Genomic DNA, 22,873 nt, shown 5'->3' on the forward strand with positions numbered 1-22,873 from the left:
AAAACCCCGCTCGTCGGGGCTTTGTTGATTTGCGGCCCTGGTTGTTGCAAGAGCCACTGCCGGGGGACGTTTACAAGCGCGGCTCGTCACTGGCTCATGGAACCATTCACTCATCAATGGACGCGCTCCAACGGTCGCCCCAGTCTTTCCTCCCGGCGCGTTGCGCGGTACGGTCGTTGATGCGGTCGATTTCGCGGCGGTCGCGTTTGGTGGGGCGGCCTTCCTGCAGGGTCGCGGCGGGTTCGGGGGCCAGGCGGCGCTGCTCTGCGGCTTTTTCTCGGGCGCTGATGCTTTCTGCCGTTTCTTCATACAGCTGCTGGGCCACGGGCGCCGGACCACGGGCGCCGCTCAAGCCCTTGACCACCACGGTCCGGGCCACCGGCCCCTGGCGCAGGGCGACGGTGTCGCCGCAGCGCAGGTCGCGGGCGGCCTTCACAGCCTGTCCGTTCACCGTGACGCGGCCCTTGCCGACCTCTTCTGTGGCGAGGCTGCGGGTTTTGTAGAAGCGTGCGCACCACAGCCATTTGTCCAAGCGCATGGTCTCCATTGGATGTGTCATGGGGGCGATTGTGCGCCCGGCGGACCGCTGGACGTGTCGGACGATGTGTGGCTGAGCGGCAGGCGAACCACCGCGTCCAGGCCGGTGAGGCGGCCGCCTTCGACGCGGTTGTTGAGGGCGATGCCGCCCGAGAGCGCCAGCACGATTTCCTGGCAGATGGCCAGGCCCAGGCCGCTGCCGGTGCGCACGTCGCCCGCCGAAAAGGGCTGGAAGAGCCGCGTTGCCAGCTCGTCGTCGATGCCTGGGCCGTGGTCGCGGATGGTCAGCGCCACATGCCGGCCATCGGTCCGCAAGTCCACCGAAAGCTCGCTGCCCACCGGGCTGTGGCGCACCGCGTTGTGCAGCAGGTTGCGGCTGAGTTCGCGCAGCATCCATTCGTGGGCCTGGATGGCTGTGGGCTCGGTGTGGATGCCGAAGTCCAGATCACGCTGTGCCACCAAGGGCGACAGCTCCAGCGCCACGCCGCGCAGCACTTCATCAAACCGCGTGATGGGCGGCGTGCTTTGCTGGCGCAGCTGTTCCACCTTGGCCAGTGCCAGCATCTGGTTGGCCAGCTGTGTAGCGCGGTCCACGGTGTTGCTGATCTCGTGCAGCGCCTGCGTGGGCTCGACGTCGCCGCGCAGCGCGGACTGCACCTGGGTCTTGAGCACTGCCAGGGGTGTGCGCAACTGGTGCGAGGTGTCGCGGACAAACCTTTTCTGGTGCCGCAGCAGGTGGTGAAGCCGCTGCATGACCTCGTTCGTGGCATCGATGAGCGGCTGCAGTTCGCGCGGGGCCGAAGGAGCAGAGATGGGGCTCAGGTCGCCTTCGCGCCGCGCCTGCAGGTGGCGGCTGAGCTGGCGCACGGGGTTGGTAGCGCGCTGCACAACCAGCACTACCGTGAACGCGATCACCGCGATGAGCAGAGCCTGGCGCAGCAGCGTGTTGCGCAGGATCTGAAGGGCCAAGGTCTCACGCACCTCCAGCGTTTCTGCCACCTGGATCACGGCCATGGTGCGCCCATTGGGGCTGGCCACGGGCTGCAGCAGAACGGCCACGCGCACGTCGCGGTCGCGGAACCGGTCGTCGTAAAAGTCCACCAGCGCCGCGTACGGCGGGCGGTCCGGAATCTGTCCTTGCCACACCGGCAGCTCCTCAAAGCCCGAGACCATCTCGCCTCTGAGTGTGGAGACGCGGTAGAACATCTGGCTCTGGTTGTCGGCCTCGAAGGCTTCGAGCGCGGAGTAGGGCACGGTGGCGCGCAACTCGGCAGCGTCGTCATAGCCCACCACGTCCAGCTGCTCGCTGATGCTCTTGGCCGAGGCAAGCAGAGTGCGGTCGTAAGCGGTGTTCAGCGAGTCCAGCGTCTGGTGGTACAGGCTGAAAGTGTTGAAGCCCACGAACAAGGTCACTGGCACCAGAATGCCCAGCAGCAGCCGGCGCCGAAGCGAATGGGCGCCGGGCACGCGCGGCGTGATGGGGGTTTTCATGCGGCGCTCATGCGTCGGCGCGCAGCAGATATCCCAGGCCGCGCAGCGTCATCAGCGTAAGGCCGGTGCCTGCCAGCTTCTTGCGCAGCCGGTACACCACCACCTCGATGGCCTCGTACTGCACATCCAGCTGCCCAGGGAACACCAGCTCATACAGCCGCTCCTTGGTCACGGCGTGGCCCGGTTGGGCCAGCAGGGCGTGCATCAGCGCCAGTTCGCGCGGGGTCAGTTCCATGACCTCACCGTTCAGGTACAGCGCGCCGCTGTCCCGGTCATAGCGGATGGCGCCGATCTGCATGGCGTTGGGCGCCAGGGGTGTGCCAGGAGCAGCGTCGGCGCTGCGGCGCACCAGGGCGCGCAGCCGGGCCTCCAGCTCATCCAAGTCAAAAGGTTTGGGCAGATAGTCGTCCGCCCCGGCGTTCAGCCCCATCACCCGGTCGCCCACGGTGCCGCGTGCTGTGAGGATGAGCACCGGCGTTCGCAGGCCGCGTGTGCGTGCCTGCTGCAGAACCTGCAAGCCATCCAGGCCAGGTAGCGTGAGGTCGAGGATGACGGCATCCGGCTGGCGGGCCGCCCATTGGCCCAGCGCCGTGCGGCCGTCTCCCACAGCGGTAACTTCCATGCCGCGCCGCGTCAACGCACGGTGCAGCGTGGCCTGCATGGTGGGGTCGTCTTCAACAAGAAGCAGTTGCATGCGCGGGACCATATCACTCCCGGAGGGCACTGCGCGCGGCGGCGAGCCGCCTTTTTCGCCTGCGTTGTTGCGGCCACGCGCACGCAGCCCCGGCACGGCAGCCCCAACGATTTTGAGGAGTCAGCGGACTAGTGTTTTCCCTGAGCTTGTGGACAGCCGTTTGACAGGCAGCGCGCGCATCATCAGGCCGTTCGCAAACCTCACAAGGAGACACCATGCGTCGCGATACCTTTCTGAAATCCCTGGCCGCCATGGCCGCAGCGGGCGTGCTGCCTGTGTCTGCACAAAGCGCAGCGGCCATCAAGATGATGATTCCCGCCAACCCCGGCGGCGGCTGGGATTCCACCGGCCGTGCCCTCGGCAAGGCCATGCAGGACGCTGGCGCGGCGTCGTCCGTGGCCTACGACAACAAGGGCGGCGCTGCTGGCGCTATCGGCCTCGCGCAGTTTGTGAACTCCAGCAAGGGCGACCCGAACGCCATGATGGTGATGGGCGCCGTGATGCTGGGTGGCATCATCACCGGCAAGCCGCCCGTGGGCCTCGACAAGGTCACGCCGCTGGCGCGCCTGACGAGCGAATACAACGTGTTCGTGCTGCCCGCCAACTCGCCTTTCAAGACCATGAAGGACGTGGTGGACCAGCTGCGCAAAGACCCCGGCAGCGTGAAATGGGGCGGCGGCTCGCGCGGCTCCACCGAGCACATTGCGGCGGCCATGATTGCGCGCGAGGTGGGCGTGGACCCCTCCAAGATCAACTACGTGGCATTCCGTGGGGGCGGTGAAGCCACGGCCGCCATTCTGGGCGGCAACGTCACCGTGGGCGGAAGCGGCTACAGCGAGTTTGCCGAGTACATCGCCGCCGGCAAGATGCGCGCTGTAGGCGTGACCGCGGCGCAGCGCCTCAAGGGCGTGAACGTGCCCACGCTCAAGGAGCAGGGCATCAATGTAGAAATCGGCAATTGGCGCGGCGTGTATGGCGCGCCCGGCATTACCGCCGAACAGCGCAAGGCGCTCATCGACGCCCTGTCCAAGACCTACAAGCACAAGGCCTGGCAAGAGGCCATGGAAAAGAACGGCTGGACCCCGGCCTGGATGGCGGGCGACGAGTTCGGCAACTTTGTGGATGCGGAATTTGCCAGCCTGCGCGCCACGATGGTCAAGTCCGGAATGATCTGACGCCCGCTGCGGGCAGGCCGCCGCAGCGCTCCGGTTGATTTCGATCCCGCACTCCACGCCCCCTCGCGGGTCATGGAGTGCGCCGGTGGCCGGGCCCGCCGGCGCTTCGTCGAAAGAGCAAACACATGACAGAACATTCGACAGACTCCACCCTGCATTCGTCGCGCTCCATCCCCTTGCAGACCGCGGTGGGCGCCGCGCTGGTGCTGCTGGCCATCGGCCTGGGCGTGGGGGCCAGCGCCGTCAGCTCCGAGGCGGGCTACGGCGGCGTGGGCCCCAACTTTCTGCCCTGGGTGGTCAGCGGCGTGATGCTGGTGTGCGGCATCCTGTGCGTGGTGGAAGCGCGCACGGGCGGGTTTCGCGCGCTCGAGGATGGCTCGGGCGATGAGCGCGCCCATTGGAAGGGCTTTATCTGGGTGTCGGCGGGGCTGCTGCTGAACGCGATGCTCATCACCACCATTGGTTTCATCCTGAGCTGCGCGCTGTGCTTTGTGCTCGCCGTGCGGGGCTTCAAAAGCTCGGAAGGGCGGCTTGATCTGCGCCCGCAGATCTGGATCAAGGACCTGCTGATTGGCGTCGCCGTGGCTGCGCCGGTGTACTGGATGTTTACGCAACTGCTGGCCATCAACCTGCCCGGCCTGACCAACACAGGGTGGCTGTAAAGCCTGCTGCACACCATGGATACCTGGAACCTTCTTTTACAAGGCTTTGTTACGGCGGCCACGCCCATCAACCTGATGTGGGCCTTCGTGGGCTGCGTCATCGGCACTGCCGTGGGCGTGTTGCCCGGCATCGGCCCTGCTGTGGCGGTGGCCATGCTGTTGCCCATCACGGTCAAGGTCGAGGCCACTGCGTCAATGATCTTTTTTGCCGGCATCTACTACGGGGCCATGTACGGGGGCTCCACCACGTCCATCCTGCTGAACACGCCCGGCGAGGCCGGGTCGATGGTGACGGCGATGGAAGGCAACAAGATGGCCAAGACCGGCCGCGCCGGCGCTGCGCTGGCCACGTCGGCCATCGGGTCGTTTGTGGCGGGCACCATCGCCACGGTGCTGGTCACCTTCTTCGCGCCCATCGTGGCCGAGTACGCCATCCGCCTGGGCCCGCCCGAATACTTCATGCTGATGGTGCTGGCCTTCACCACCGTGAGCGCGGTGCTGGGCAAGAGCACGCTGCGCGGCATGGTCGCGCTGTTCGTGGGGCTGGCCATGGGGCTGATCGGCATTGACCAGATCACGGGTCAAGCGCGCTACACCGGCGGTGTGCCCGAGCTCATGGACGGCATCGAGGTGGTGCTGATCGCCGTGGGCCTGTTTGCCGTGGGCGAGGCGCTGTACAACGTGATGTACGAAGGCCGCACGGTGGAGACGCAGAACAAGCTCACCAGCGTGCACATGACCAAGCAGGAGTGGAAGCGCTCGTGGCCCGCCTGGCTGCGCGCCACCGCCATCGGCTTCCCGTTTGGCACCGTGCCTGCGGGCGGCAGCGAGATCCCCACCTTCCTGAGCTATGCGGCCGAGAAGAAGCTCAGCAAGCACAAGGAAGAGTTTGGCACCACCGGCGCCATCGAAGGTGTGGCGGGCCCCGAGGCAGCCAACAACGCCGCCATCACCGCCACGTTGATCCCGCTGCTGACCCTGGGTATTCCCACATCCAACACCACGGCCATCCTGCTGGGCGCGTTTCAGAACTACGGCATTCAGCCCGGGCCGCAGCTGTTCGACAAGAACGCTGCTCTGGTATGGGCGCTGATCGCGTCCATGTACATCGGCAACGTGATGCTGCTGATCCTGAATCTGCCGCTGATCGGCCTGTGGGTGAAGCTGCTCAAGATCCCCAAGTCGTACCTGTACGCGGGCATCCTGGTATTTGCCACGCTGGGTGTGTACGGCATGCGCCAGAGCGCGTTCGACCTGGTGCTGCTGTATGCCATCGGCCTGTTGGGCGTGGTAATGCGGCGCTTTGACTTCCCAGCCGCGCCGGTGGTGGTGGGCATGATCCTGGGGCCACTGGCCGAAGCTCAGATGCGCAACGCGGTGGCGATTGGCGAAGGCAAGTGGACGATCTTCATCGAGCGTCCTGGCTCGCTGACGCTGATCATCATCGTGTTGGCCGTGTTGATCCTGCCGCGGCTGCTGCGCCGCTGGGCGGCCAAGCGCCTTGCCATGGCGCAGGCTGGGTAGGTGCTGGGGGCTGTCCACGGCCCCGCTGCTCGCCGCAATCAGGCTGCTGTCGCGGCCTTTTTCATGCGTAAAAAAAAGGGGGCCGGGCACTGCTGCCCACCCCCTTTTGCAAGCCTCACACCAGAGCCCTTCAGATACCCTGCGCGAATCAACCGGCGCGTGGCCACAGGGGCCCAGGGCGCAGCGATAGGTACAGAGGATTCCTGAGGCTGCCGATGCCCTCCCCACCACGGTGGCTTGTCAACGGACGTATTCCACCCGCCTCCGCAGCAGGGCATTGCCTGTGCGTGTTGAATTCAGCAGTGGAACCTCAGGGCGCGAATCGTACCATAAAATGCGAATCGTTCTTATTTGCATGGGGTGGTGCGTGACTTCACTTCCGGACGAGTTCATGGTTCTGTGCCGCCAACTGGGCGAAGCCCAGCAGCGCTGCAGTGCCGCCGTGGCTGCCCAGGCCGCCGAGATCGACGCCTTGCGCAGCGAGGTGGTGCGCCTGCGCGGCGCGCTGGTGGTGCGCGGTACGCAGCTGGCCATGGCGCGCGAGGCGCTGGAGCAGGCCCATGCAGCCACGCCCGGGCTGCTCCGCCGCAGGGCCATGGCGCAGCATATTCGCGCGTTGGCAGAGCGCATTGCCACCCTGACGCGCGAATGCCTGCGCTGGCGGCTGGCGGCGCAGCAGGGGCCTGTGCAGTCGCCATTGCCATTGCAAGCGCCGGCGCAATCCCCCTTGCCCTCCACAGTGCCCTTTGCCCTGCAAGCGGTGCCTTCCGCTGCCCATCCGCTGCAAGACAGTGTCAGCGCCCTGGACGCCAGCCTGGCCGCTGCAGACCTTGTGATCTGCCAGACGGGGTGCATCAGCCATGACGACTATTGGCGTGTGCAGGACCACTGCCGTCGCACAGGCAAGCCGTGCATCCTGGTGGACCAGCCGCTGGCGGCGCTGCAGCCCGTGGCGGTGCTGCGCATGTCAGGCCTGCAGCGCCATGGCCAGGTCGCTGGGGCGCCGGAATCGGTAGTGTTTTTGAATAAAATGGGCTCTAGCGCTTGATGCATAAGCGCTAATTGCTATCAAAAATGTAGTAATCGACCGCAGCAGGCCTGCGCGGCGTTGCAGTGTGCCCCGGTGGTGCGCCCCCTGCGCGCTACCATCCACAGATGCCCTTGATCACCGATGACGCCCCCGCACTGCCGCTGGACGCCCAGGGCATTCTGGAACTCGCGGCGCGCTCCATGTTCCAGCTGTTTTCCAGCGTCAGCCAAGGCATGTTCCTGGTGGACCGCAGCGGCCGCATCGTGTGGGTGAACGAGGGCTACCAGCGTTTTCTGCCGGACCTCGGCTTTTCGTCGGTGGACCAGTTCGTGGGCCGCACGGTGGAAGAGGTGATCCCCAACACCCAGATGCGCCGCGTGCTGGAGACCGGCCAGCCCGTGCTGATCGACCTGCTCACCAACAAGGCCGGCACTTTCGTGGTCAGCCGCATTCCGCTGCGCGACGATGCCGACCGTGTGATCGGCGCCATCGGCATCGTGCTGTTCGACCACCCGGAGACCACGCTGCAGCCGCTCATCAGCAAGTTCGCACTGCTGCAGCGCGACCTGGACGACGCACGGCGCGAGCTGGCCAGCCAGCGCAACCGGTCCCTGGCTGCGGCGGCAGGCGATGGTGAGCGGCGCGCCAAGTACACCTTTGCCAGCTTCATCGGATCGAGCCCTGCTGCTGCCGAGGTGAAGCGCCAGGCGCGGCGGGCAGCGCAGTCCACCAGCCCGGTGCTGCTGCTGGGCGAGACCGGCACGGGCAAGGAGCTGCTGGCCCATGCCATTCATGCCGCATCCAGCCGCGCCAGCGGCCCCTTCGTCAGCGTCAACATCGCCGCTGTGCCCGACACGCTGCTCGAAGCCGAGTTCTTCGGCGTCGCCCCCGGCGCCTACACAGGCGCAGACCGGCGCGGGCGCGACGGCAAGTTCAAGCTGGCGGACGGCGGCACACTGTTCCTCGACGAAATCGGCGACATGCCGCAAAGCCTGCAGGCCAAGCTGCTGCGCGCGCTGCAAGAGGGCGAGATTGAGCCGCTGGGCAGCAACAAGCTGGTGCCCTTCAACGTGCGCATCCTGGCCGCAACGTCGCGCGACTTGGCTGCGCTGGTGCGCGAGGGCAAGTTCCGCGAAGACCTGTTCTACCGTCTGCACGTGCTGCCCGTGCGCGTGCCGCCACTGCGCGCGCGCCGCAGCGACATTCCGGCACTGGTCGAATCCCTGGGTGAAGATCTGGCTCTGCGCAACAGCACTGCGCCGCCCGAGCTGCTGCCCGACGCCATGGCGCTGCTGGCCGGCCAGCCCTGGCGCGGCAACATCCGCGAGCTGCGCAACGTGCTGGAGCAGGCTGTGATGCGCAGCGACTCGCAGTCCATCGACGCGGCGCAGTTGGAGCGCATCCTGCGCGAAGCCGGTGTGGAGCCTGCCGCCCCGGCACCCGTGCAGGACGCATCCCATGGCGCTGCCGACACCGACGGCGATGACAGCCGCTACCTGCGCCCCCTGGCCGAACAGGTGGCCGAGCTGGAGCGCCGCGCCATCGCCGCCGCCATGAAGGCCCACGGCGGCAACAAGCTGGCCACCGCTCGGCAGCTGGGCATCTCGCGCGCCACCCTCTATGGACGTCTGGAAAACCCTGAATAAATTTCAGGCAAATGACCAACTTTCAGACAAATCGGATGTCTGAAAAATAGTCATTGCTAGCCATCTGTGAAGAGAAGTTTCTTGTAAATCAAGCAACTTGCCTGCTGGCACAGACTGTGCAATCCACGGTGCATCACAACAGGAGACATCGCCATGCATCGTCGCAATCTGGTCGCACTTGCCGCTTTTGCCGTTTCGGCTGCCACCCTCTCGGCTCCCGCCGCTTTCGCGCAGCCAGGCGAGATCCGCATCGCCCACATCTACAGCAAGACCGGCCCGCTGGAGGCCTACGGCAAGCAAACCCAGACCGGCCTGATGATGGGCCTGAACTACGCCACCGGCGGCACCATGACGGTGGGTGGCAAGAAGATCGTCGTGATCGAGAAGGACGACCAGGGCAAGCCTGACCTGGGCAAGAGCCTGCTGGCCACCGCGTACTCGGACGACAAGGCCGACATCGCCGTGGGCCCCACGGCATCCGGCGTGGCGCTGGCCATGCTGCCCGTGGCCGAGGAATACAAGAAGATTCTGCTGGTGGAGCCCGCCGTGGCCGATTCGATCACCGGCGACAAGTGGAACAAGTACATCTTCCGCACCGGCCGCAATTCCAGCCAGGACGCGATCAGCAACGCCGTGGCCGTGGACAAGGAAGGCACGACCATCGCCACGCTGGCACAGGACAACGCCTTCGGCCGCGACGGCGTGAAGGCGTTCAAGGACGCAGTCAAGAAGGCCAAGGTGGCGCACGAGGAATACCTGCCCGCCGCCACCACCGACTTCACCGCCGGTGCCCAACGCCTCATCGACAAGCTCAAGGACCAGCCCGGCCGCAAGATCATCTGGATCGTCTGGGCCGGCGCGGGCAACCCCTTCAAGATCGCCGACATGGACTTGAAGCGCTACGGCATCGAGATTTCCACCGGCGGCAACATCCTGCCCGCAATGGCCAGCTATAAGAACTTCCCCGGCATGGAAGGCGCCACCTACTACTACTTCGGCATTCCCAAGAACCCTGTGAACGAAGCCATGGTGGCTGCGCACTACAAGGAGTTCAAGACCCCGCCAGACTTCTTCACCGCTGGCGGCTTCAGCTCGGCCATGGCGCTGGTCACGGCGCTGAAGGCCACCAACGGCGACACCAATACCAACAAGCTCATCAAGACCATGGAAGGCATGAGTTTTGACACGCCCAAGGGCAAGATGACCTTCCGCAAGGAAGACCACCAGGCCATGCAGAGCATGTACCACTTCAAGATCAAGGTGGACCCGGCCTTTGCCTGGGGCGTGCCCGAACTGGTGCGCGAGATCAAGCCTGAAGAAATGAACGTGCCCATTCGCAACCAGCGATAAGCCGCGGTGGCGGGCCCGCTGCGTGGCCTGCCAGCCGACCGACGCAGACACGGCATCCGACACGGTTTGCGTGGCCCGGCTTTTGCGCCCAGGTGCAGAGGCCGGGGTTCATCCCGCGGGGGCGGCCGCCCCTTTTTTTCCAAGCGATATCTGACGAAGGAACCCCTGGGCACACGGGGGCATGGCGAGTGCTTTTCCAAAATACACGGAGACAAGACACATGACGTTCCCTCGGCTTTCACGGATATGCGTGGCGGCGGCCACTGCGGCCCTCGCATCGGGCATCGCCCTCGCGGCACCTGCGCTGCCGCAGTACAACATCGACACCAGCAAGATCAGCGTCTCGGGCCTGTCCTCGGGCGGCTTCATGGCCAACCAGCTGGGCGTGGCGTTCTCATCCACCTTCATGGGGGTGGGCGTCTTTGCGGCAGGCCCCTACATGTGCGCCGGCCACAACAACTATACGGCGTGCATGTACAACGCCACCATCAGCGCCAGCCAGCAGACCACGATGCAGAACAGCCTGAACAGCTTCAGCAGTGCGGGCACCATCGACAACAAGTCCCACATCGCCAACCAGAAGATCTACATCTTTACCGGCACCAGCGACACCACGGTGGGCCCCAACCAGACCACCGCGCTGCAGACGCAATACCTGAACAACGGCGTTCCCTCGGGCAGCATTTCGTACGTGCAGCGCGCCAGCACGGCGCACGTGTTTCCCACCGATTTCGACAGCACCGGCAACAACAGCTGCACCAGCGCCACCTCGCCCTACATCAGCAACTGCGGATACGACGGCGCCAAGGCCGCCCTCGCGCACTTCTACGGTGTGCTGAATGCGCGCAACAACGCGCCTGCGACCAGCAACTACATCGAGTTTGACCAGAGCGCCTACACCGCCAGCAACCCCGGCATGGCCACCAACGGCTGGCTGTATGTGCCCGCCAGCTGTGCCAGCGGCGCGCAGTGCAAGCTGCATGTGGCGCTGCACGGTTGCCAGCAAAGCACCGACAAGATCGGCGACAGGTTTGTGAAGAACACCGGCTACAGCCGCTGGGCCGACACCAACAACATCATCGTGCTGTTCCCGCAAGCCAAGGTGGACAACACCAGCCGCAGCACCGCCGCCAGCGGCTCGCTGCCCAACCCCAATGCCTGCTGGGACTGGGTGGGCTGGTACGGCAGCAACTTCGCACGCAAGGCCGGCACGCAGATGGCCGCCATCAAGGCCATGGTGGACCGCGTGGCCTCGGGCCCCGGCTCTGGCAACGGCGGTGGTGGCAACAACCCGCCTGCGACGCTGCCCGCGCCCACGGGCGTCAGCACCTCCGGTGCCACGGCCAGCAGCATGGCGATCAACTGGTCGGCCGTGACAGGCGCCGCAAGCTACAACGTGTACCGCAACACCAACAAGGTCAACGCGTTGCCGGTCACCGGCACCAGTTTCACCGACACCGGCCTGGCTGCTTCCACCACCTACAGCTGGACGGTGCGCGCCGCGGACGCCAACGGCGCCGAAGGCGCCACATCGGCCGCAGCCTCGGGCACCACGCTGGCAGGTTCAGGTGGCGGCACGGCCACCTGCACCACCGCCAGCAACTATGCCCACGTGCAGGCGGGCCGCGCCTACCAGCAGGGCGGCTATGCGTATGCCAACGGCTCGGCACAGAACATGGGCCTGTGGAACGTGTTCGTGACCAAAACCTTGAAGCAGACCGGCCCCAACTACTACGTCATCGGAACGTGCCCATGAACCTGTGTGGCGCGCTGCCCGGGTGCTGCGCGCCACACCGTTTTCCACCAATGACCCAGACCGTGAAAGTGAACCACCACCCATGAGCACCTTGGCCACCAAGGACTTGACCATCCGCTTCGGCGGCCACGTGGCGGTCAATGCCGTGACCTGCTCCTTCGAGCCCGGCACGCTGACCGCCATCGTGGGCCCCAACGGCGCGGGCAAGACCACGTACTTCAACCTGATCTCCGGGCAGCTCAAGGCCAGCAGCGGCACGGTCACACTGGGCGGGAAGGACCTCACGGGCCAGTCCGTCTCGGCGCGTACCCACGCAGGGCTGGGCCGGGCGTTCCAGCTCACCAACCTGTTCCCCAACCTCAGCGTGCTGGAGAACGTGCGCCTGGCCGTGCAGGCCACGCAAGAAGGCAAGCACCGCAGGGGCCTCAACCTCTGGAGCATCTGGAGCGACCACCGCGCACTGACCGAGCGGGCTGAATCCATCCTGCACAAGGTGGCCATGCACGAGCGGCGCGACACCCCGGTGGCCAGCCTGCCGCACGGCGACCAGCGCAAGCTCGAAGTGGCGCTGCTGATGGCGCTGGAGCCGCAGGTCTACATGTTCGACGAGCCCACGGCCGGCATGAGCCACGACGAGGCCCCCGTGATCCTGAACCTGATCCGCGAGCTGAAGAAGGACAAGACCAAGATCATCCTGCTGGTGGAGCACAAGATGGACGTGGTGCGTGAGCTGGCCGACCGCATCATCGTGCTGACCAACGGCACGCTGGTGGCCGACGGCCCGCCTGCCGAGGTGATCGCATCGCCTGTGGTGCAAGAGGCCTACCTGGGCGTGACAAAGGAGGCCGTATGAGCAGCAGCAATCTTCTCGAGCTGCGCGGTGTCCACACCCACATCGGCGCGTACCACATCCTGCACGGCGTGGACCTGGCCGTGCCCAAGGGCCAGCTCACCATGCTGCTGGGCCGCAACGGTGCGGGCAAGACGACCACGCTGCGCACCATCATGGGCCTGTGGCATGCGTCCAAGGGCACGGTGCATTTTGCGGGCCGCGACATCACGGCCATGAACACACCGGCCATCGCAGGCCTGAACATCGCCTACGTGCCCGAGAACATGGGCATCTTTGCCGACCTGACGGTGAAGGAAAACATGCTGCTGGCCGCGCGCGGCGCCAAGAACGCCGCGCAGATGGACGAAGCGCGGCTGCAGTGGATCTTCAAGCTCTTCCCGGCCGTGGAGAAGTTCTGGAACCACCCGGCCGGCAAGCTCAGCGGCGGCCAAAAGCAGATGGTGGCCGTGAGCCGCGCCATCGTGGAGCCGCGCGACCTGCTCATCGTGGACGAGCCCAGCAAGGGCCTCGCGCCCGCCATCATCAACAACATGATCGAGGCGTTCGACCAGCTGAAGAAGAGCGGTGTGACCATCCTGCTGGTTGAGCAAAACATCAACTTCGCCAAGCGCCTGGGCGACACCGTGGCCGTGATGGACAACGGCCAGGTGGTGCACGCCGGCAGCATGGCCGCGCTGGCCGAGGACGAAGCATTGCAGCGGTCGCTGCTGGGGTTGGCGCTATGAGCTGCGCAAAGAATTTCAAGTGTTTTAGGCCGCTAGCGCTTTCTGGGCAAGCGCTGGGAGCTATCAAAAATGTAGTGCAAGGGGCTGCAGCATGACCGCCGTGCGTGATTTCGACTGGAAGCCATTGGCCCTGGTGCCGGCGCTCGCGCTGCTGGTGCTGCCCTTCATCGGCTCGCCGAGCACCTGGCTCACGCTCACGGTGGCGGGGCTGGCCATGGGCATGATCATCTTCATCATCGCCTCGGGCCTCACGCTGGTCTTCGGGCTGATGGACGTGCTCAACTTCGGTCACGGCGTGTTCATTGCACTGGGCGCCTTTGTGGCGACCAGCGTGCTGGGTGCCATGGGCGACTACACCCAAAGCGCCGAGCTGTGGCGCAACCTGCTGGCCGTGCTGCCCGCCATGCTGGTCGCCATGGCGGTGGCGGGCGCCGTGGGCCTCGCGTTCGAGCGCTTCATCGTGCGGCCCGTGTACGGCCAGCATTTGAAGCAGATCCTCATCACCATGGGCGGCATGATCATTGGTGAAGAACTCATCAAGGTCATCTGGGGCCCGGCGCAGATTCCGCTGCCGCTGCCCGAAGCCATGCGAGGCTCGTTGCTCGTGGGTGACGCCGCCATCGAAAAGTACCGCCTCATCGCGGTTGTCGTGGGCCTCGTCGTCTTCGGCGTGCTGGCCTGGACGCTGTCGCGCACCAAGGTCGGCCTGCTCATCCGCGCCGGCGTGCAAGACCGCGAGATGGTTGAAAGCCTGGGCTACCGTATCCGCCGCCTGTTTGTGGGCGTGTTCGTGGTGGGCTCGGCCCTGGCGGGCCTGGGCGGCGTGATGTGGGGCCTGTACCAGCAGAACGTGATTCCGCAAATGGGCGCGCAGGTCAATGTGCTGATCTTCATAGTGATCATCATCGGCGGCCTGGGCAGCACAGGCGGCGCGCTCATCGGCGCGCTGCTGGTGGGGCTGATGGCCAACTACACCGGCTTCCTCGCACCCAAGGTGGCGCTGTTCTCCAACATCGCGCTGATGGTGGCCATTCTGCTGTGGCGTCCTCAAGGCGTCTATCCGGTCGCGAACAGATGAAACACCCCCTGAGTCGCTTCGCGCCTTCCCCCTCGAAGGGGGACGCCGCCCGTGCGGCCGGGCGGCCCTTTCACGACGGCCGCTGGCTGGGTGCGTGCGGGTGCGAGCGCAGCGAAGAAATTGCGAAAAGGTTGACATGATTCACAGACTTCTCTCCGGCGACTTCCCGCGCAGCAAGGTGCTGGCGGTGATCCTGATCGCCATCTTCCTCGGCCTGGCGTTTGCGCCGTTCCTATTCCCCGGCGTCAAGGCGCTGTCCGTGGCGGCCAAGGTGCTGATCTTTGTGGTGCTGGTCGCCAGCTTTGACCTGCTGCTGGGCTACACCGGCATCGTGAGCTTTGCGCACACCATGTTCTTTGGCATCGGCGCCTATGGCATCGCCGTGGCCACCACGCGCCTGGGGCCGACATGGACGGCGCTGGGTGTGGGGCTGGGCGGGGCGTTGCTCCTGTCGCTGCTGCTTTCGCTGGCGGTGGGCCTGTTCTCGCTGCGTGTGCGGGCCATCTTCTTCGCCATGATCACGCTGGCCGTGGCCGCCGCGTTCCAGACGCTGGCTTCGCAGCTGTCGGACATCACCGGCGGCGAAGACGGCCTGACTTTCAAGGTGCCCTCGGTGCTGTCGCCCAGCTTCGAGTTTGCCGAGGAACCCTTCCTGGGTGTCATGCTGGATGGGCGCCTGCTGACCTACTACCTGCTCTTCGCCGTCGCCGTGGTGCTGGTGCTGGCGATGCTGCGCATCGTCAACTCACCCTTCGGCCGCGTGCTGCAGGCGATCCGCGAGAACGAGTTCCGTGCCGAGGCCATTGGCTACCGCGTGGTGGTGTACCGCACCACGTCCAGCGTGCTGTCGGCGCTGTTTGCCACTTTGGCGGGCGCCATGCTGGCGCTTTGGCTGCGCTACAACGGGCCGGACACGTCGCTCAGCTTCGAAATCATGATGGACTGCCTGCTCATCGTGGTCATCGGCGGCATGGGCACGATTTATGGCTCGGCCATTGGCGCCGTGCTGTTCCTGGTGGCGCAAAGCTACCTGCAAGACCTGCTGCGCGTGGGCAGCGACGCGGCGGCCTCCAGCCTGCCGTGGCTCTCCGCCTTGCTCTCGCCCGACCGCTGGCTGCTGTGGCTGGGCGTGCTGTTTGTTCTGTCGGTGTACTACTTCCCCACGGGTGTGGTGGGGCGTTTGCGCGCAGCAGCCGCGCGCAAATCGGGTGGGTGAGAGGCCGCCGCGCCGCCGCCCCCCGGCGGGCGGTGGCGTGTTGTTGAGCTGATCAGTTGAGTTGAGACGAGCTGTGCTGTGCAACCCCAAGAGCCAAAGAAAAACTCCAGGAGACAAGCCATGACCATGCGCAAGAAGAACCCGTGTTTTCGTCCCTTCATCCCTGCTACCGCCATCGCGGCCGCCGTGCTGGCCGCCTGCGGCGGGGGGGGCGACAGCGGCGGCAGTGCCGCGCTCAACACCAAGCCCGGCTACCTGGGCGCCATCAGTGAAACCAGCTACGACGGCAACAGCAACGACTTGCTGACCGCGGGCCTGGGCGCATCGGGCCTGGCTGCTGCCGCGCCGCCGGCCTATGCCGACCCGCTCAAGCCCACGGCGGCCGAGCTGCGCCGCACGGCCATCCACACCAATTACCGCGCCATGCTCGACATGACGGCCGCGGGCGGCTACGGCACCCTCTACGGTCCCAACGTGGACGCGCAGGGCAAGGTCACCACGGTTGAGGGCAAGGTGGCCGGCACCGAATACATCGCGTTTGCAGACGACGGCACGGGCCGCGAAAACGTCACGCTGATGGTTCAGGTGCCCGCCAGCTTCGACCCCAAGAAGGCCTGCATGATCACCGCCACGGCATCGGGCTCTCGCGGGGTGTATGGCGGCATCTCCACCGGCGAGTGGGGCCTGAAGAAGGGCTGCGCGGTAGCCTATTCAGACAAAGGCACGGGCGGTGCCCCGCACGACCTGCAGAACGACACCGTGGCGCTCATGGACGGCACACGCGCCACCGCAGCGGCTGCGGGGAAGAATGCGGCGTTCAACGCCGGCCTGACGGCCACGGAGCTGGCCGCCTTCAACACCGCCACGCCCAACCGCTTTGCCTTCAAGCACGCGCATTCGGGCCAGAACGCCGAGAAGGACTGGGGTGCCACCACCTTGCAGGCGGTGGAGTTTGGCTACTACGTGCTCAACCAGCGCTATGGCGACACCAATGCCGCAGGCCAGCGCCTGAAGACGCTGACCCCGGCCAACACCATCGTCATTGCCTCCAGCATCTCCAACGGCGGCGGCGCGGCCATTGCGGCGGCCGAGCAGGACACGCAAGGCCTGATCAGCGGCGTGGCAGTCTCCGAACCCGCCATCGAGATGCCCGCCAACCCTGGCGTTACCGTGCGCCGTGGCGGGGCCGAGGTGGCCGTCACTGGCAAGACGCTGGTGGACTTCACCACCTACGCCAACCTGTTCCAGGCCTGCGCGTCGCTGGCGCCGTCTGTCAGCACCAGTCCCTACGCTGCCGCTTTTGCTGCAGGCTTTGCCAGCCCGGCACTGCCCATTGCACCCAACCGCTGCGCGGCGCTTAAAACAGCCGGTTTGCTGACGGCCTCCACCACCGCCACACAGGCTGAAGAGGCCCTGCAAAAACTGCGCGCCTACGGCTGGGAGCCCGAGTCGAACGACCTGCACGCGTCGCTGGCAGCGTTTGAAGTCGCTCCCGCCGTGTCCGTCACCTTTGCCAACAGCCTGTCGCGCAGCAGTGTGAAGGACAACCTCTGCGGCTTCAGCTACGCGGCCACCACGGCGGCTGGCGCGGTCATGCCACTGGCCCCGGCTGCGCTGGCGGGCATGTTTGCCACGGGCAATGGCGTGCCCCCGTCGGGCGGCATCAACTTGGTCAACAACAACAGCGTGGCGGGGCCGGCGCGCGACTTCCTGTCATTCACCGCCGCGGGCGTGGCCGACTGGAACACCGCGGGCGCCGTGTGCCTGCGCAACCTGGTCACCGGCACCGACGCCGCAGCCAAGAAGCTGCAGGCCGGCGTGGACGAAACGCGCCGCAGCGGCAACCTGCGCGGCAAGCCCGCCATCATCGTGCACGGCCGTGCAGACGCGCTGCTGCCCGTGAGCCACACCTCGCGTCCCTATGCCGCACTGAACAAGCGGGTGGAAGGGACTTCCAGCAAGCTCAGCTATGTGGAAGTGACCAACGCCCAGCACTTCGACAGCTTCATCGGCCTGCCCACCGTGCTGCCTGGCTACGACACACGCTATGTGCCGCTGCACGTGTACCTGAACCACGCGCTGGACGCCGTGTACGACCACCTCGCCAGCGGCAAGGCGCTGCCGGCCAGCCAGGTGGTTCGCACGGTGCCGCGCGGCGGCACGCCGGGCAGCGCCCCGGCGATCACGGCCACTAACGTGCCGCCCCTGGCCACCACGCCCGCAGCAGCCAACGCCATCGCCATCACGGCGGGCGCCATCGCCATCCCCGACTGAGAAGTTGTGAACGAACCCGCCATGCCCGCTCATCCCGCCAAAACGCACCCGCTCGTCGTTACAAATGCTCGCCATAGCCCGCGCTATGGCTGCGCTTTGTGCCTAGATCGGGCGCGTTTTGGCGGCCTGCTCGGGCTCGCCGGAGTCATTCACACCTTCTGACCCCAGGAGCTTTGCACGACAGAAAACGTCTTTGCCGCACCCGCGCAGACGCGCACGCCAGGGCCCGGTGCCCTGGCTGCGGGTTGCCTGTGCCGGCGTGCGGCCGCAAGCCACATCCACCAGGGACCCATCGGACATGAACAACCTCAAGACATGGACCCGCCGCATGGCGGCAACGCTGGCCGTGGCAGGGGCGGGCGCCGTAGCGCCCGTACTGCACGCGGCAGAAATCGTGGTGGGGCAGGTGGCCCCGCTGTCGGGCGTGCTGGCCAGCACCGGCGCGCAGATGGTGCTGGGCGGCAAGATTTACTTCGACTGGGTGAACGCCCAGGGTGGTGTGCACGGCGCCACCATCCGCCACGCGGTGGCCGATGACGGCTACAAGGTTGCCGACACCGTGACCCGCACACGCGAACTGCTGGCCAAACCTGAGGTGGTGGCGTTGTACGGCTTTGCAGGCACCGCCAACATCACGCAGCTGCTGTCCGACGGCGTGCTGGAGCAGGGCGGCGCGGCGCTGGTGGCGCCGTATACGGGCGGTGAATCGCTGCGCAACCCGTTCAACCCCTGGATCTTTCACGTCCGCGCAGGCTATGCCGACGAAGCCGAGCACATGGTGCAGCAGCTCACCACGCTGGGCATGAACCGCGTGGCCGTGATGTACCAGGATGATGGTTTTGGCAAGGCGGGCCTGGCGGGGGTCGAGGCTGCCTTGGCCAAGCGCAACCTCAAGCTCGTGGTGTCTGCGGGCTACGAACGCAATACCGACAAGGTGGATGAGGCCGTCAAGGCCATCAAGGCCGCCGACGTGCACGCAGTCATCATGATCGCTGTGAACAAGCCTGCCGCGGCCTTCATCCAGCGCTATCGCGAGCAGGGCGGCGGCGCGCAGCTGTACAACATCTCGGTCGTGGACCCGACCGAGCTGGTCAAACTCGCGGGCCTCAAAAACGCGCACGGCCTGGGCATCAGCCAGGTGGTGCCATACCCCTATCGGCCGCAACTACCCGTGGTGCGCGAGTACCAGACGCTGCTCAAAAAGTACGCGCCCGAGGCCGAGGTCAACTACACCAGCTTCGAGCAGTTTCTGGGCGCCAAGGTGCTGGTCGAGGCCCTGCGCCGCGCTGGCCCCGCGCCTACGCGCGCCAAGGTCGTCAAGGCGCTCGAATCGCTGCAGAGCTACGACCTCGGCGGCATCACGCTGGGCTATTCGCCCACCAACCGCATTGGCTCGCGGTATGTCGAGGTCACTGTCATTGGCAGCAATGGCCGCCTCATGAAGTGAGCCGCTGGCCCCATTCATTTTTTATCTGTTCCACAAGGTCGCCATCATGTCCCCCACCTCGCGCTACGCCACCTGCGCTGGCTATGAAATCCATTACATGGAATGGGGTGCGCAGGATGCCCCGGTGGTGATTGCATGGCACGGCCTGGCGCGCACTGGGCGCGACATGGACCCGCTGGCCGCACACCTGGCCTCACGCTACCGCGTGATCTGCCCCGACACCATTGGCCGTGGCCTCAGCCAGTGGGCGCGTGCGCCGCAGGACGAATACCGCCTGTCGTTCTACGCGCGCATCGCTGCCGATCTACTGGACCATCTGGGCATCCAAAAAGCGCACTGGGTGGGCACCTCGATGGGGGGCGCCATCGGCACCGTGTGTGCGTCTGGATTGTTCCAGCCGCAGCTCAAAGGCCGCATCCAGAGCCTGCTGCTCAATGACAACGCCCCGCGCCTGGCTGATGCGGCGCTGGAGCGCATCAAGGCCTATGCCGGCCACCCGCCCGCGTTCGACACCGTGCGGGAGCTGGAGGCGTTTTTCCGGCAGGTCTATACGCCCTACGGCTGGCTCAGCGATGCGCAGTGGCGCCTGCTGACCGAAAGCAGCACCCGCCGCCTGCCAGACGGCCGCGTGACGCCGCACTACGACCCGGCCATGGTGCAGCAGTTCACCCACCACGCCAACGACTACCTGATCTGGGACCATTACGACGCGCTCGAAATCCCCGTGCTGTGCCTGCGTGGCGAAGAGTCGGACCTGGTGCTGCGCGAGACCACGGCCGAGATGCTGACCCGGGGCCCTGGCGCACGCGGGCTGGCTCGGGTGGTGGAGGTTCCCGGCTGCGGCCATGCGCCAGCGCTGAATGTGCCGGAGCATTACGCGCTGGTGGACGGCTTCCTGGCCCGCGCATCCTGAACGGACAAGGGGGATCTGCGCAGCGTTGAAGGCGCGGGCGCTGCGCTGTACATTGGGTTCCGTTTTGCTGAACCCGCTGCCATGAAACCTCTGCTGCTCGTCGCCTCCCACCTGATCACCTTGGGCCTCGGCTTTGCGCTGGGTGTGTATGTGTTGCCGATTCTGATTGCGCCCGACGCGCCGACACAGCAGCAGATTGATTCAAGCGTGGCGTCCGCGCAATGGACCGCCACCTTCCGCCGCGACCTGAAAGACAGCGACGCCCTGCACTGGGGTGAGGGCCAGGTTTCCATCAGCCCCCAAGCCATCAGTCTGGTGGGCAAGCTGGCCCCGGGGCCTGACTACAAGCTCTACCTGTCGCCCGAGTTTGTGGAGACCGAGGCCGACTTCAAACGCCTCAAGTCCCAGATGCTGCGCGTGGGCGATGTGAAGACGTTCAACAACTTCATCGTCCCGCTGCCGCCGGGTGTGGACCCTGCTAAGTTCAACGCGGTGATTGTCTGGTGCGAAACCTTCAGCGAATTCATCACCGCTGCGAAATACCAGTAGGCCAGGGGGGCGCTATTGGCCCATCTGCGCCAGCGCCGCCTGCAACCCCGCCAGCCCGCCCACGCGCTGGTTGTTGATGAAGATTTGCGGCATCTGCCGCACTGAAGGCCCGCACTTGGCATAAAACGCCAGGCGCTCGGCTTCGTCGTCGATCTTGATTTCCTCAAACGGCAGCGAACGCGACTGCAGCAGCTTCTTGGCCGAATCGCATTGGGGGCAGGCCGATTTGGAGTAAACGGTGATTTGGTAAGTCATGGGCGAAGTTTACGGGCGCGCTACCCAATCGGGTGGAGCGCGTTTCACCGCCACGAGGCTTGTGGTGGTAAATTACCGATTGGTTTGTTTGTGACCAATTGGTAATTTATGCCCTTTTTCTCATATTCCATCCGCCGCCTCGCATGGCTCGGTCTTGCCGCAGTGGTACTTGCGCTCGGCGGGTGCTCGTCCACCCAGCCGCCCGAGGGCATTACCCCCGTCACCCCGTTCGACCTGGCCCGCTACGAGGGCCGCTGGTACGAACTTGCCCGGCTCGACCATTCGTTCGAACGCGGCATGACAGACGTAAGCGCCACCTACCAACGCCAGGCCGATGGCAGCGTGCGCGTGCTCAACCGGGGCTTTGACACCGGCAAGAACGACTGGCGCCAGGCCGAGGGCAAGGCCCTGTTCACGGGCGATGCCAACACGGCCTCGCTCAAGGTGTCGTTCTTTGGCCCGTTCTATGGCGGCTACCACGTGGCCGCGCTGGATGCCGACTACCAGTGGGCCCTGGTGGTGGGGCCGGACCGCAGTTACTGCTGGATCCTGTCGCGCACCAAGCAACTGCCCCCTGGCTTGCGCGAACAACTCATTGCCCGCGCACAGGCGCTGGGCATCGACACCCAGGCTCTGATCTGGGTGACCCACGAACGCACTGACCCACAACCATGAGTCTTGCTATGCCAAAAATCATCGCCGTCGTTGGCGCAGGCTTGGCGGGCTTGTCGTGCGCGCAGGCGCTGCTGCAGGCGGGCCACACGGTGCATGTATTCGACAAAAGCCGCGGCCCCTCGGGCCGCATGAGCACCCGCCGCGCTGAGGACGACAACGGCCCCTGGCAGTGCGACCATGGCGCTCAATATTTCATCGCCCGCGACCCTGCCTTCCGCGCCGAGGTGGCCCGCTGGCAGCAGGCCGGTGTGGCTGCGTTGTGGAATGCCCGGCTGGCCAGCTTTGACGGCAACGCCTGGACCACCCCGGCCACCCCGCTGGAGCGGTTTGTGGGCACACCGCGCATGACGTCGCCCGCCGCCTGGCTGGTGCAGCACCTGGGCGCGACTGCGCTGGCGCAGTGGCAAACCACCGTGCAGCGGCTGGACAACACCGGAGGCGGGTGGACCATCACCTCGGCAGAACATGGCCTGCACAGCCCGCGATACAGCGCCGTGCTGTTGGCCGTGCCCGCCCCGCAGGCCGTACCCTTGCTGGCCCCCGTGTCCCCCGCAGGCGCCGCCATCGCTGCCAGCGCACGCATGCGTGGCAGCTGGGCGTTGATGCTGCGCTACGCAAGCCCGGTGGCCCTGCCGTGGGAGGGTGCGTTCATCAACACCGGCCCCCTGCGCTGGGTGGCGCGCGACAGCAGCAAACCCGGCCGCACGGGGAAAGAAACCTGGCTGCTGCACGCCAGCCCTGAATGGAGCGAAGCCCACATCGAAGACAGTGCCGAGGCCGTCACGTCCGCACTGCTTGCCGCCTTTGCAGCCCTCGGGGGCCCTGCACCCGTTGCTGCCACTGCCCACCGCTGGCGCTATGCCGACACCGAACCCGCGCTCACGCAGGGCAGCTGGTGGGATGCGCAAATGCGCCTGGGCCTGTGTGGCGACTGGTTGCACGGCGGCAAGGTCGAGGGCGCGTGGCTCAGCGGGCGTGCGCTGGCGCAGCAGGTGTTGCTGCCTGCGTAACCCACCCGCAAGT

21 protein-coding genes are annotated in these 22,873 nt (G+C 65.9%); 17 read left to right on the top strand and 4 right to left on the bottom strand.

Annotation, left to right across the window (positions count from 1 at the left end):
• Nucleotides 1-106: 106 nt before the first annotated feature.
• Genes ACK4HJ_RS19070 through ACK4HJ_RS19080 form a run of 3 tightly spaced genes read right to left on the bottom strand, consistent with a single transcriptional unit; the run spans nucleotide 107 to nucleotide 2,734 of the window.
• Nucleotides 107-559, bottom strand: a complete 453-nt coding sequence (locus ACK4HJ_RS19070; RefSeq protein ID WP_409834487.1) for an RNA-binding S4 domain-containing protein — start codon at nucleotides 557-559, stop codon at nucleotides 107-109.
• Entirely contained in the window at nucleotides 556-2,028 is a 1,473-nt protein-coding gene (locus ACK4HJ_RS19075; RefSeq protein WP_409834489.1) for a sensor histidine kinase, read from the bottom strand. Before ACK4HJ_RS19075 ends, ACK4HJ_RS19070 begins: the two co-directional genes overlap by 4 nt.
• A 7-nt stretch (nucleotides 2,029-2,035) precedes the next feature.
• Nucleotides 2,036-2,734: a response regulator gene (locus tag ACK4HJ_RS19080; protein ID WP_409834491.1), complete on the bottom strand. Its 699-nt coding sequence runs from the start codon at nucleotides 2,732-2,734 to the stop codon at nucleotides 2,036-2,038.
• A gap of 203 nt (nucleotides 2,735-2,937) precedes the next feature.
• Between ACK4HJ_RS19080 and ACK4HJ_RS19085 the strand changes: the two genes are divergently transcribed.
• The 15 genes from ACK4HJ_RS19085 to ACK4HJ_RS19155 all read left to right on the top strand — a co-directional run bounded on the left by ACK4HJ_RS19085 (nucleotide 2,938) and on the right by ACK4HJ_RS19155 (nucleotide 20,920).
• Nucleotides 2,938-3,897, top strand: coding sequence for a Bug family tripartite tricarboxylate transporter substrate binding protein (locus ACK4HJ_RS19085; protein WP_409834493.1), 960 nt, complete (start codon nucleotides 2,938-2,940; stop codon nucleotides 3,895-3,897).
• A 125-nt stretch (nucleotides 3,898-4,022) separates the two neighbouring features.
• Nucleotides 4,023-4,559, top strand: a complete 537-nt coding sequence (locus tag ACK4HJ_RS19090) for a tripartite tricarboxylate transporter TctB family protein (RefSeq protein WP_409834494.1) — start codon at nucleotides 4,023-4,025, stop codon at nucleotides 4,557-4,559.
• A 15-nt stretch (nucleotides 4,560-4,574) separates the two neighbouring features.
• The gene (locus ACK4HJ_RS19095) at nucleotides 4,575-6,083 is read left to right on the top strand and encodes a tripartite tricarboxylate transporter permease (RefSeq protein ID WP_409834496.1); all 1,509 of its coding nucleotides are present in this window, start codon (nucleotides 4,575-4,577) and stop codon (nucleotides 6,081-6,083) included.
• Between the two features lie 367 nt (nucleotides 6,084-6,450).
• The gene (locus ACK4HJ_RS19100; protein ID WP_409834497.1) at nucleotides 6,451-7,131 is read left to right on the top strand and encodes a DUF2325 domain-containing protein; all 681 of its coding nucleotides are present in this window, start codon (nucleotides 6,451-6,453) and stop codon (nucleotides 7,129-7,131) included.
• A 107-nt stretch (nucleotides 7,132-7,238) separates the two neighbouring features.
• Nucleotides 7,239-8,759 carry a sigma-54 interaction domain-containing protein gene (locus ACK4HJ_RS19105; RefSeq protein WP_409834499.1) on the top strand — a complete coding sequence of 507 codons (1,521 nt, stop codon included), beginning with the start codon at nucleotides 7,239-7,241 and terminating at the stop codon, nucleotides 8,757-8,759.
• Between the two features lie 153 nt (nucleotides 8,760-8,912).
• Complete coding sequence (locus ACK4HJ_RS19110) at nucleotides 8,913-10,109, top strand: substrate-binding domain-containing protein (protein ID WP_409834501.1); 1,197 nt, start codon at nucleotides 8,913-8,915, stop codon at nucleotides 10,107-10,109.
• Nucleotides 10,110-10,329: 220 nt separating this feature from the next.
• A complete protein-coding gene (locus ACK4HJ_RS19115; protein WP_409834503.1) occupies nucleotides 10,330-11,865 on the top strand; it encodes a fibronectin type III domain-containing protein in 1,536 nt (511 codons plus the stop codon).
• An 82-nt stretch (nucleotides 11,866-11,947) separates the two neighbouring features.
• Nucleotides 11,948-12,718 carry an ABC transporter ATP-binding protein gene (locus ACK4HJ_RS19120; RefSeq protein WP_409834505.1) on the top strand — a complete coding sequence of 257 codons (771 nt, stop codon included), beginning with the start codon at nucleotides 11,948-11,950 and terminating at the stop codon, nucleotides 12,716-12,718.
• A complete protein-coding gene (locus tag ACK4HJ_RS19125; protein WP_409834507.1) occupies nucleotides 12,715-13,443 on the top strand; it encodes an ABC transporter ATP-binding protein in 729 nt (242 codons plus the stop codon). Before ACK4HJ_RS19120 ends, ACK4HJ_RS19125 begins: the two co-directional genes overlap by 4 nt.
• 91 nt (nucleotides 13,444-13,534) lie before the next feature.
• Nucleotides 13,535-14,521: a branched-chain amino acid ABC transporter permease gene (locus ACK4HJ_RS19130; RefSeq protein ID WP_409834509.1), complete on the top strand. Its 987-nt coding sequence runs from the start codon at nucleotides 13,535-13,537 to the stop codon at nucleotides 14,519-14,521.
• A gap of 136 nt (nucleotides 14,522-14,657) precedes the next feature.
• Nucleotides 14,658-15,737, top strand: coding sequence for a branched-chain amino acid ABC transporter permease (locus tag ACK4HJ_RS19135; RefSeq protein ID WP_409834511.1), 1,080 nt, complete (start codon nucleotides 14,658-14,660; stop codon nucleotides 15,735-15,737).
• Nucleotides 15,738-15,857: 120 nt separating this feature from the next.
• Nucleotides 15,858-18,011 (top strand): D-(-)-3-hydroxybutyrate oligomer hydrolase, encoded by a 2,154-nt coding sequence (locus ACK4HJ_RS19140; RefSeq protein ID WP_409834512.1) that lies wholly within the window; start codon nucleotides 15,858-15,860, stop codon nucleotides 18,009-18,011.
• Nucleotides 18,012-18,309: 298 nt separating this feature from the next.
• On the top strand, nucleotides 18,310-19,458 hold the full coding sequence (locus tag ACK4HJ_RS19145; protein ID WP_409834513.1) for an ABC transporter substrate-binding protein: 1,149 nt from the start codon (nucleotides 18,310-18,312) through the stop codon (nucleotides 19,456-19,458).
• Between the two features lie 46 nt (nucleotides 19,459-19,504).
• Nucleotides 19,505-20,371, top strand: coding sequence for an alpha/beta fold hydrolase (locus ACK4HJ_RS19150; protein WP_409834515.1), 867 nt, complete (start codon nucleotides 19,505-19,507; stop codon nucleotides 20,369-20,371).
• Between the two features lie 81 nt (nucleotides 20,372-20,452).
• On the top strand, nucleotides 20,453-20,920 hold the full coding sequence (locus ACK4HJ_RS19155; RefSeq protein ID WP_409834517.1) for a DM13 domain-containing protein: 468 nt from the start codon (nucleotides 20,453-20,455) through the stop codon (nucleotides 20,918-20,920).
• A gap of 12 nt (nucleotides 20,921-20,932) precedes the next feature.
• Here the strand turns inward: ACK4HJ_RS19155 and ACK4HJ_RS19160 are convergent, their stop codons facing one another.
• Nucleotides 20,933-21,175 carry a glutaredoxin domain-containing protein gene (locus ACK4HJ_RS19160; RefSeq protein ID WP_409834519.1) on the bottom strand — a complete coding sequence of 81 codons (243 nt, stop codon included), beginning with the start codon at nucleotides 21,173-21,175 and terminating at the stop codon, nucleotides 20,933-20,935.
• A gap of 108 nt (nucleotides 21,176-21,283) precedes the next feature.
• On the opposite strand from ACK4HJ_RS19160, the gene ACK4HJ_RS19165 reads away from it, so the two are divergent.
• Both ACK4HJ_RS19165 and ACK4HJ_RS19170 read left to right on the top strand, forming a co-directional pair.
• Nucleotides 21,284-21,850 (top strand): lipocalin family protein, encoded by a 567-nt coding sequence (locus tag ACK4HJ_RS19165; protein WP_409834521.1) that lies wholly within the window; start codon nucleotides 21,284-21,286, stop codon nucleotides 21,848-21,850.
• A gap of 8 nt (nucleotides 21,851-21,858) precedes the next feature.
• The gene (locus ACK4HJ_RS19170; RefSeq protein ID WP_409834523.1) at nucleotides 21,859-22,860 is read left to right on the top strand and encodes an NAD(P)/FAD-dependent oxidoreductase; all 1,002 of its coding nucleotides are present in this window, start codon (nucleotides 21,859-21,861) and stop codon (nucleotides 22,858-22,860) included.
• The last annotated feature ends 13 nt before the right edge of the window (nucleotides 22,861-22,873 follow it).

This window comes from Acidovorax sp. (genome assembly GCF_046294525.1).
Taxonomy (GTDB): domain Bacteria; phylum Pseudomonadota; class Gammaproteobacteria; order Burkholderiales; family Burkholderiaceae_C; genus Acidovorax.

What these genes read in the sequence shown, in the direction of transcription:
- ACK4HJ_RS19070 (WP_409834487.1), bottom strand. Translation starts at nt 559, where the DNA reads ATGACACATCCAATGGAGACCATGCGCTTGGACAAATGGCTGTGGTGC.
- ACK4HJ_RS19075 (WP_409834489.1), bottom strand. Translation starts at nt 2,028, where the DNA reads ATGAAAACCCCCATCACGCCGCGCGTGCCCGGCGCCCATTCGCTTCGG.
- ACK4HJ_RS19080 (WP_409834491.1), bottom strand. Translation starts at nt 2,734, where the DNA reads ATGGTCCCGCGCATGCAACTGCTTCTTGTTGAAGACGACCCCACCATG.
- ACK4HJ_RS19085 (WP_409834493.1), top strand. Translation starts at nt 2,938, where the DNA reads ATGCGTCGCGATACCTTTCTGAAATCCCTGGCCGCCATGGCCGCAGCG.
- ACK4HJ_RS19090 (WP_409834494.1), top strand. Translation starts at nt 4,023, where the DNA reads ATGACAGAACATTCGACAGACTCCACCCTGCATTCGTCGCGCTCCATC.
- ACK4HJ_RS19095 (WP_409834496.1), top strand. Translation starts at nt 4,575, where the DNA reads ATGGATACCTGGAACCTTCTTTTACAAGGCTTTGTTACGGCGGCCACG.
- ACK4HJ_RS19105 (WP_409834499.1), top strand. Translation starts at nt 7,239, where the DNA reads ATGCCCTTGATCACCGATGACGCCCCCGCACTGCCGCTGGACGCCCAG.
- ACK4HJ_RS19110 (WP_409834501.1), top strand. Translation starts at nt 8,913, where the DNA reads ATGCATCGTCGCAATCTGGTCGCACTTGCCGCTTTTGCCGTTTCGGCT.
- ACK4HJ_RS19115 (WP_409834503.1), top strand. Translation starts at nt 10,330, where the DNA reads ATGACGTTCCCTCGGCTTTCACGGATATGCGTGGCGGCGGCCACTGCG.
- ACK4HJ_RS19120 (WP_409834505.1), top strand. Translation starts at nt 11,948, where the DNA reads ATGAGCACCTTGGCCACCAAGGACTTGACCATCCGCTTCGGCGGCCAC.
- ACK4HJ_RS19125 (WP_409834507.1), top strand. Translation starts at nt 12,715, where the DNA reads ATGAGCAGCAGCAATCTTCTCGAGCTGCGCGGTGTCCACACCCACATC.
- ACK4HJ_RS19130 (WP_409834509.1), top strand. Translation starts at nt 13,535, where the DNA reads ATGACCGCCGTGCGTGATTTCGACTGGAAGCCATTGGCCCTGGTGCCG.
- ACK4HJ_RS19135 (WP_409834511.1), top strand. Translation starts at nt 14,658, where the DNA reads ATGATTCACAGACTTCTCTCCGGCGACTTCCCGCGCAGCAAGGTGCTG.
- ACK4HJ_RS19140 (WP_409834512.1), top strand. Translation starts at nt 15,858, where the DNA reads ATGACCATGCGCAAGAAGAACCCGTGTTTTCGTCCCTTCATCCCTGCT.
- ACK4HJ_RS19145 (WP_409834513.1), top strand. Translation starts at nt 18,310, where the DNA reads ATGAACAACCTCAAGACATGGACCCGCCGCATGGCGGCAACGCTGGCC.
- ACK4HJ_RS19150 (WP_409834515.1), top strand. Translation starts at nt 19,505, where the DNA reads ATGTCCCCCACCTCGCGCTACGCCACCTGCGCTGGCTATGAAATCCAT.
- ACK4HJ_RS19155 (WP_409834517.1), top strand. Translation starts at nt 20,453, where the DNA reads ATGAAACCTCTGCTGCTCGTCGCCTCCCACCTGATCACCTTGGGCCTC.
- ACK4HJ_RS19160 (WP_409834519.1), bottom strand. Translation starts at nt 21,175, where the DNA reads ATGACTTACCAAATCACCGTTTACTCCAAATCGGCCTGCCCCCAATGC.
- ACK4HJ_RS19165 (WP_409834521.1), top strand. Translation starts at nt 21,284, where the DNA reads ATGCCCTTTTTCTCATATTCCATCCGCCGCCTCGCATGGCTCGGTCTT.
- ACK4HJ_RS19170 (WP_409834523.1), top strand. Translation starts at nt 21,859, where the DNA reads ATGCCAAAAATCATCGCCGTCGTTGGCGCAGGCTTGGCGGGCTTGTCG.